This window comes from Pseudomonas sp. SM4 (assembly GCF_051913165.1).
Lineage (GTDB): Bacteria > Pseudomonadota > Gammaproteobacteria > Pseudomonadales > Pseudomonadaceae > Aquipseudomonas.
Genome location: NZ_JBODOE010000001.1, coordinates 401438 through 409532 on the forward strand (window position 1 = coordinate 401438; position 8095 = coordinate 409532).

Genomic DNA, 8095 nt, shown 5'->3' on the forward strand with positions numbered 1-8095 from the left:
ACGCCGCAGGCTCGCCGAGCACATGTTGATTCCGGTCTGGGCCGCCATTATCCCGGTCTACACAGGGCCTGAAAGGATCGCGCAATGTTTGAAAACTTAACCGACCGTCTCTCGCAGACGCTGCGCCATGTCACCGGCAAGGCGAAGCTGACCGAGGACAATATCAAAGACACCCTGCGTGAAGTGCGCATGGCGTTGCTCGAAGCCGACGTCGCCCTGCCGGTGGTCAAGGACTTCGTCAATTCGGTCAAGGAGCGCGCTGTCGGCACCGAGGTGTCGCGCAGCCTGACGCCGGGCCAGGCGTTCGTGAAGATCGTCCAGGCTGAGCTCGAAAGCCTGATGGGCGCGGCCAACGAAGATTTGAACCTGAGCGCCGTACCGCCAGCCGTCATTCTGATGGCCGGTCTGCAGGGCGCCGGTAAAACCACCACCGCCGGTAAACTTGCGCGCTTCCTTAAGGAGCGCAAGAAGAAGTCGGTCATGGTCGTGTCGGCGGACGTTTATCGCCCGGCCGCTATTAAACAGCTGGAAACCCTGGCCAACGACATCGGCGTGACGTTCTTCCCGTCCGACTTGAGCCAGAAGCCGGTCGACATCGCCACCGCAGCTATTAAAGAAGCCAAACTGAAATTCATCGACGTGGTCATCGTCGATACCGCCGGTCGTCTGCACATCGACGAAGAGATGATGGGCGAGATCAAGGCACTGCACGCCGCGATCAACCCGGTCGAAACCCTGTTCGTGGTCGACGCCATGACCGGTCAGGATGCGGCCAACACGGCCAAGGCCTTCGGTGATGCGCTGCCGCTGACCGGTGTGATCCTGACCAAGGTCGACGGCGACGCCCGTGGCGGTGCCGCCCTGTCGGTGCGCGCGATCACCGGCAAGCCGATCAAGTTCATCGGTATGGGCGAGAAGAGCGAAGCGCTCGATCCGTTCCACCCTGAACGTATTGCCTCGCGGATTCTCGGCATGGGCGACGTGCTCAGCCTGATCGAACAGGCCGAAGCGACCCTCGATAAAGACAAGGCCGACAAACTGGCCAAGAAGCTGAAGAAGGGCAAGGGCTTCGACCTCGAAGACTTCCGCGATCAGCTGCAACAGATGAAGAACATGGGCGGCCTCGGCGGCCTCATGGACAAACTGCCGAGCATCGGCGGCGTCAACCTGTCGCAAATGGGCAATGCCCAAAACGCCGCAGAGAAGCAATTCAAACAGATGGAAGCCATCATCAATTCCATGACCCCGGCCGAGCGCCGCGACCCTGAGCTGATCAGCGGTTCGCGCAAACGCCGGATCGCCATGGGTTCCGGCACTCAGGTGCAGGACATCGGTCGCTTGATCAAGCAGCACAAGCAGATGCAGAAGATGATGAAGAAATTCACCGCCAAAGGCGGAATGGCGAAAATGATGCGCGGCATGGGCGGAATGTTGCCCGGCGGCGGCATGCCGAAAATGTAAAGAATCCGCGCCGGTCGTCGCACCGGCGCAGACCCTGCAAGGACGCAGGATCAACAGCAAACCCGCACTTGGCGGGAGCTGACCGGCCGTTTTCATCGACGGCTCTATATGCAGATCTGCACGGCATGCCATAGGCGCCGGAAAAAGTCATTTGCAAAAGTCCGGATATTCCTTAGAATATGCGGCCTTTCGGGCACCCATGCCCGCTGTGCATTTAGATTTGCAGCACCGACTACAGGAACGATGTTCACATGCTAACAATCCGTCTTGCCCTTGGCGGCTCCAAAAAGCGCCCGTTTTACCACCTGACCGTAACCGACTCGCGTAACCCGCGTGACGGCTCCCACAAAGAACAGGTTGGTTTCTTCAACCCTGTTGCCCGTGGTCAGGAAATCCGTCTGTCCGTGAACCAAGAGCGCGTAGCCTACTGGCTGAGCGTTGGTGCACAGCCTTCTGAGCGTGTTGCTCAGTTGCTGAAGGAATCTGCAAAGGCTGCGGCCTGAGCAATATGAACGCGACGCCTGCTGTTGCCGATGATTTGATCGTTATTGGCAAAATTTATTCTGTTCATGGCGTTCGCGGCGAAGTGAAGGTTTATTCCTTTACTGATCCGACTGAAAACCTGTTGCAGTACAAAACCTGGACGCTCAAGCGCGAAGGCAATGTCAAACAGGTCGAGCTGGTCAGTGGACGCGGGAGCGATAAGTTCCTGGTCGCAAAGCTCAAGGGTCTTGATGATCGTGAAGAAGCTCGTCTTCTGGCCGGTTATGAGATCTGCGTGCCGCGCAACCTGTTCCCTGAATTGACCGACGGCGAGTACTACTGGTACCAGCTGGAAGGTCTGAAGGTCATCGATCAACTGGGGCAATTGCTCGGGAAAGTCGATCATCTTCTGGAAACCGGCGCCAATGATGTAATGGTCGTCAAGCCTTGCGCTGGCAGCCTGGATGATCGCGAACGCTTGTTGCCCTATACGGCGCAATGTGTGTTGGCAGTCGATCTGGCCGCGGGCGAGATGAAGGTGGATTGGGACGCGGACTTCTAAGCGTGGCTAACTTGCGCGTAGAAGTGATCAGTTTGTTTCCCGAAATGTTTTCCGCCATCGGCGACTACGGCATCACCAGTCGAGCGGTCAAACAGGGGCTCTTGCAGCTGACCTGTTGGAACCCGCGGGATTACACGACGGATCGGCATCACACTGTGGACGATCGCCCGTTTGGCGGTGGTCCGGGCATGGTGATGAAGATCAAGCCCCTGGAAGATGCTCTGGTTCAGGCCAAGGCAGCAGCCGGGGAGGCGGCGAAGGTGATTTACCTGTCCCCCCAAGGCCGTCAACTGACTCAGTCGGCGGTACGCGAGTTGGCACAATCGGATGCATTGATCCTGATTGCCGGCCGCTATGAAGGCATTGATGAGCGTTTTATTGAAGCTCATGTCGATGAAGAGTGGTCGATTGGCGACTATGTACTGTCTGGCGGCGAGCTGCCGGCCATGGTCCTGATCGATGCGGTTACACGACTGCTGCCTGGAGCTTTAGGGCATGCGGACTCCGCCGAGGAAGATTCCTTTACGGATGGTCTGCTGGATTGCCCGCACTACACCCGACCTGAGGTGTATGCGGATCAGCGTGTACCCGACGTGTTGCTGAGTGGCAACCACGCGCATATCCGGCGTTGGCGTTTACAGCAGTCCCTTGGTAGGACCTTTGAACGACGCGCCGATCTTCTGGAAAGCCGCTCGCTTTCTGGAGAAGAGAAGAAGCTGCTCGAGGAATACATCCGCGAGCGGGACGATAGTTAACAACGTATCGATGGTAGATCAAACGATTTACCTTAGGAGCACAGCATGACCAACAAAATCATCCTTGCACTCGAAGCAGAGCAGATGACCAAAGAAATCCCTACCTTCGCCCCAGGCGACACTATTGTCGTTCAGGTGAAAGTGAAGGAAGGCGATCGTTCCCGTCTGCAAGCGTTCGAAGGCGTTGTAATCGCCAAGCGTAACCGCGGCGTGAACAGTGCGTTCACCGTTCGTAAAATCTCCAACGGTGTTGGCGTAGAACGTACTTTCCAGACCTACTCCCCGCAGATCGACAGCATGGCTGTTAAACGTCGCGGTGACGTACGTAAAGCCAAGCTGTACTACCTGCGCGACCTGTCGGGTAAAGCAGCTCGCATCAAGGAAAAACTGGCTTAAGTCCAGCTTCCGATGCAGTAAAAAGCAGCCTACGGGCTGCTTTTTTGTTGCCTGCAATAAACTGCCCCCATCCTTTAGGAGCTGCCGAAGGCTGCGATCTTTTGATCCTGTTTTCGATTTGCAGTCTACGTTTTACGAGTCATCTCACATGTCTACCCGCGACCAGGAAATCCAACGCCGCACCGAACTCTCGGTGACCCGCGTCACCAAAGCCGTCTTCCCGCCGACCACCAACCACCACAACACCCTGTTCGGCGGCACTGCGCTGGCGTGGATGGACGAAGTCTCCTTCATCACCGCGACACGCTTCTGCCGTCTGCCATTGGTGACCGTGTCCACCGATCGCATCGACTTCAATCACGCGATCCCGGCCGGGTCCATCGTCGAGCTGGTTGGGAAGGTGATCAAGGTCGGCAACACCAGCCTCAAGGTCGAGGTGGAAGTCTTTGTCGAGAGCATGAGCTGTGATGGCCGCGAGAAGGCCATTCATGGGCAGTTCAGCTTTGTTGCGATCGATGACGACAAGCGGCCGGTGCCGGTGCTGCCGGGTTTTGCAGCCTGATCTGAAACCGAGTCGCGGCCATCGCGGGCAAGCCCGCTCCCACAGGTTTTGTGTCGTTCACAACTTTTATGCACGACACGGACATTGTGGGAGCGGGCTTGCCCGCGATTCGATTTATGCGGCGCCGCTGGTCTCAGGCTGAATCAACGCCAGCAACGTCCAGCCCGCCCCAGGCTTCACCGCCGTCTCCGGCGTCACCACATGCACCCAACCGCTGTCATCGCGCATAAACAGCAACATCGCACGATTGCCATGCAGCGCCCGGTAATCTTCCCAGCCAAAACCATCGGTCAACGTCGTGCTATACAATTCAGACCCTTGGCCCATCTGGCTGGCCAGTTTCGCGTAGGTAAACGCCTCGCTGCCCAATTGATTACCCCGATGTTCCAGGCTCGCCCGATGTTTATCGCTGCGCCGACTCTCGTGCCCACTGGCCAACCCGAACAAACGCTGATGTCCGAAGTCATGCCGAAAGCGCATCGCCGCCAGAGTATTGAGTTCACCCGAAGGCGACAGCGCCAGCAAATGCCCCAACCCGACCAGATCCAGATGCGCATCGGCGTGCTGCGAGGCCGGGTTGCCGAAGTACGTGGGCAAACCTTCCATGCGCGCCGCGCGAATGTTTTCCCAGCTCGAATCGGTCAGCAGCACGCGGCTACCCAGTTGCTGCAGCGACTTCCCCAGCTCCCGCGCCGGACCGTTCGCACCAACGATCAGGAAACCGCTCGGCGCCGGCTCGGCAACCTTCAATAGCCGTGCAAGTGGTCGTGCGGTCGCGCTTTGCAGCACCACCGTGCCGATGATCACCGCAAACGTCAGCGGCACCAGCAGCAAGGCACCTTCATGCCCGGCCTCATGCAGGCGAATCGCAAAAATCGCCGACACCGCCGCCGCGACGATCCCGCGTGGTGCAATCCAGCACAGCAACGCACGCTCACGCCAACTCAGGCTGGAACCGGCCGTGCTGAGCAATACGTTCAACGGCCGGGCGATCAACTGAATCACCAGCAACAGAATCAGCACCAGCGGCCCCAGCCCGATCAACGCATACAGATCCAGGCGCGCCGCGAGCAAAATGAACAGGCCGGAAATCAGCAGCACGCTGAGGTTTTCCTTGAAGTGCAGGATGTGCCGCACATCCACGCCCTTCATGTTCGCCAGCCACATGCCCATCAGCGTCACCGCCAACAGTCCCGACTCGTGCATCACGGTGTTCGAAGCAATGAAAATCCCCAACACCGCCGCCAACGACGCGAGGTTATGCAGATACTCCGGCAGCCACTGCCGGCGGATCACCGTGCCGAGCAGCCAGCCGCCAACAATCCCGAACACCGCGCCACAGACGATCACGCCGCCAAAGGTGAACAGGCTTTGTTTCAGACCATGGCCTTCAGCGCTGGCAATGATGAAGCTGTAAACCACCACGGCGAGGAGGGCGCCGATCGGGTCGATGACGATGCCTTCCCAGCGCAGAATATTGGCGATCGAGGCTTTCGGTCGCACCACGCGCAGCATCGGCACGATCACGGTCGGGCCGGTGACCAGCGTCAGGCTGCCGAAAAGGATGGCCAGCATCCAGTCGAAGCCGAGCAGAAAATGTGTGGCGACCGCGATGACGATCCAGGTCGAGATCGCGCCAATGGTCACCAGTCGATGGACGACGCTGCCGATCTCTTTCCATTCCGACAGGTGCAGCGTCAGACTGCCCTCGAACAGAATCAGCGCCACCGCCAGTGACACCAGCGGCATCAGCAATGGGCCAAACATTTCCTGTGGATCGAGCCAGCCCAGCACCGGGCCGACCAGAATGCCGGTCAGCAACAGAAACAGAATTGCCGGCAACTTCAGGCGCCAGGCCAGCCATTGGCACCCCAGCGCCGCCGCACCAATCCCGCCAAATGCCAATAGAATTTGCTGCTCGTTCATTGATGCTCCCTGTTCCTTGAAGTAGCGGGCTATGAAAGACTAGCGCCCATTCCTACAGTTCACTCTACATTTGCGCACAGCCCTTGAGGCTGTGTGTCTTGAGCGCCCATGCCTGCCATCGACCATCCACTGATTGACCAATTCCTCGACGCTCTGTGGCTTGAGAAGGGCCTGTCCGACAACACGCGCGGCGCTTACCGCAGCGATCTCGCCCTGTTCAATGGCTGGTTGCAGGAGAAAAACCTCGAGCTGATCAACGCCGGGCGTGAGCTGATCCTTGATCATTTGGCCTGGCGCCTTGAGCAAAACTACAAACCGCGTTCCACGGCGAGATTTCTCTCCGGTGTGCGTGGCTTTTATCGCTATCTGTTGCGGGAAAAGATGATCAGCGTCGACCCGACGTTACGTGTCGACATGCCGCAACTGGGTAGGCCATTACCCAAATCGCTGTCAGAAGCTGACGTGGAGGCGCTGTTGCAGGCGCCGGACTTGAGCGAAGCGATTGGTCAGCGTGACCGCGCCATGCTCGAAGTGCTGTATGCATGCGGTTTGCGCGTGACCGAACTGGTCAGCCTGACGCTGGAGCAAGTCAATTTGCGTCAGGGCGTATTGCGGGTGATGGGCAAGGGCAGCAAGGAGCGGCTGGTGCCGATGGGCGAGGAGGCGATTGTCTGGATCGAGCGCTACATGCGCGATGGGCGCGGCGAACTGCTCGGCGGGCGGCCCAGTGATGTGCTGTTTCCCAGTCAACGCGGCGAACAGATGACCCGGCAGACGTTCTGGCACCGGATCAAGCATCAGGCCAAGGTCGCGGGGATTGGCAAGTCGTTGTCGCCGCACACCTTGCGTCATGCGTTCGCCACGCACCTGCTCAACCATGGCGCCGACCTGCGCGTGGTGCAGATGCTGCTCGGCCACAGCGACCTCTCCACCACGCAAATCTACACCCACGTCGCTCGCGCCCGCCTGCAAGAGCTGCACGCCAAACACCACCCTCGCGGCTGACACATCCCCTTTGTTTGAAATACTTACCTGTGGTGAGGGGATTCATCCCCGACGGGCTGCGCAGCGGCCCCCATCTTGGGCTGCTCGGTTTGACTGATAGATTGGGGGGATGGTTTTGGGGCTGCTTCGCAACCCAGCGGGGATAAATCCCCTCACCACAATAATGTGTGTCAGTCACATAGGGGTGTAGCAGTTGCAGAGGCAGTGCGTTGCGTGTGTTGCAGATGCTGCTCGGCCACAGCGACCTCTCCACCACGCAAATCTATACCCACGTCGGCCGCGCCCGCCTGCAAGAGCTGCACGCCAAACACAACCCGCGCAGCTGACACATCTCTAATGTTGGAACACTAACCTGTGGTGAGGGGATTTATCCCCGACGGGCTGCGCAGCGGCCCCCATCTTGGGCTGCTCGGTTTGACTGATAGATTGGGGGATGGTTTTGGGGCTGCTTCGCAACCCAGCGGGGATAAATCCCCTCGCCACAATAATGTGTGTCAGTCACATAGGGGTGTAGCAGTTGCAGAGGCAGTGCGTTGCGCGTGGTGCAGATGCTGCTCGGCCACAGCGACCTCTCCACCACGCAAATCTATACCCACGTCGCCCGCGCCCGCCTGCAAGAGCTGCACGCCAAACACCACCCGCGCGGCTGACACATCTCCTTTGTTTGAAATACTTACCTGTGGTGAGGGGATTCATCCCCGACGGGCTGCGCAGCGGCCCCCATCTTGGGCTGCTCGGTTTGACTGATAGATTGGGGGGATGGTTTTGGGGCTGCTTCGCAACCCAGCGGGGATAAATCCCCTCACCACAATAATGTGTGTCAGTCACATATGGGGGTATCAGTTGCAGAGGCAGTGCGTTGCGCGTGGTGCAGATGCTGCTCGGCCACAGCGACCTCTCCACCACGCAAATCTATACCCACGTCGCCCGCGCCCGCCTGCAAGA

At 58.8% G+C, this 8095-nt stretch carries 8 protein-coding genes and 3 pseudogenes; 10 read left to right on the forward strand and 1 reads right to left on the reverse strand.

Features of this window, described 5'->3' with window-relative positions; all coding sequences use genetic code 11:
- Positions 1–84: 84 nt before the first annotated feature.
- From ffh to ACQ4MY_RS01795, 6 genes are all read left to right on the forward strand, one after another.
- Positions 85–1461, forward strand: a complete 1377-nt coding sequence (gene ffh / locus ACQ4MY_RS01770) for a signal recognition particle protein (protein WP_008081630.1) — start codon at positions 85–87, stop codon at positions 1459–1461.
- A gap of 251 nt (positions 1462–1712) precedes the next feature.
- A complete protein-coding gene (rpsP, locus tag ACQ4MY_RS01775) occupies positions 1713–1964 on the forward strand; it encodes a 30S ribosomal protein S16 (protein ID WP_003185073.1) in 252 nt (83 codons plus the stop codon).
- Between the two features lie 5 nt (positions 1965–1969).
- Positions 1970–2506, forward strand: a complete 537-nt coding sequence (gene rimM / locus ACQ4MY_RS01780) for a ribosome maturation factor RimM (RefSeq protein WP_160056093.1) — start codon at positions 1970–1972, stop codon at positions 2504–2506.
- 2 nt (positions 2507–2508) lie between these two features.
- Positions 2509–3261: a tRNA (guanosine(37)-N1)-methyltransferase TrmD gene (gene trmD / locus ACQ4MY_RS01785; protein ID WP_008081628.1), complete on the forward strand. Its 753-nt coding sequence runs from the start codon at positions 2509–2511 to the stop codon at positions 3259–3261.
- Positions 3262–3306: 45 nt separating this feature from the next.
- Positions 3307–3657, forward strand: a complete 351-nt coding sequence (rplS, locus tag ACQ4MY_RS01790; protein WP_003175895.1) for a 50S ribosomal protein L19 — start codon at positions 3307–3309, stop codon at positions 3655–3657.
- A gap of 148 nt (positions 3658–3805) precedes the next feature.
- Positions 3806–4219 carry an acyl-CoA thioesterase gene (locus ACQ4MY_RS01795; protein WP_008081627.1) on the forward strand — a complete coding sequence of 138 codons (414 nt, stop codon included), beginning with the start codon at positions 3806–3808 and terminating at the stop codon, positions 4217–4219.
- Positions 4220–4333: 114 nt separating this feature from the next.
- On the opposite strand, the gene ACQ4MY_RS01800 is transcribed toward ACQ4MY_RS01795, so the two are convergent.
- Positions 4334–6145 (reverse strand): cation:proton antiporter, encoded by a 1812-nt coding sequence (locus ACQ4MY_RS01800; protein WP_440093398.1) that lies wholly within the window; start codon positions 6143–6145, stop codon positions 4334–4336.
- Positions 6146–6253: 108 nt separating this feature from the next.
- On the opposite strand from ACQ4MY_RS01800, the gene xerD reads away from it, so the two are divergent.
- From xerD to ACQ4MY_RS01820, 4 genes and pseudogenes are all read left to right on the forward strand, one after another.
- Positions 6254–7150 carry a site-specific tyrosine recombinase XerD gene (xerD, locus tag ACQ4MY_RS01805; RefSeq protein ID WP_440093400.1) on the forward strand — a complete coding sequence of 299 codons (897 nt, stop codon included), beginning with the start codon at positions 6254–6256 and terminating at the stop codon, positions 7148–7150.
- A gap of 200 nt (positions 7151–7350) precedes the next feature.
- Positions 7351–7476: pseudogene (locus tag ACQ4MY_RS01810) on the forward strand (tyrosine-type recombinase/integrase); the annotation flags it as partial.
- 198 nt (positions 7477–7674) lie between these two features.
- Positions 7675–7800: pseudogene (locus ACQ4MY_RS01815) on the forward strand (tyrosine-type recombinase/integrase); the annotation flags it as partial.
- Between the two features lie 200 nt (positions 7801–8000).
- Positions 8001–8095, forward strand: a pseudogene (locus tag ACQ4MY_RS01820) (tyrosine-type recombinase/integrase); the annotation flags it as partial.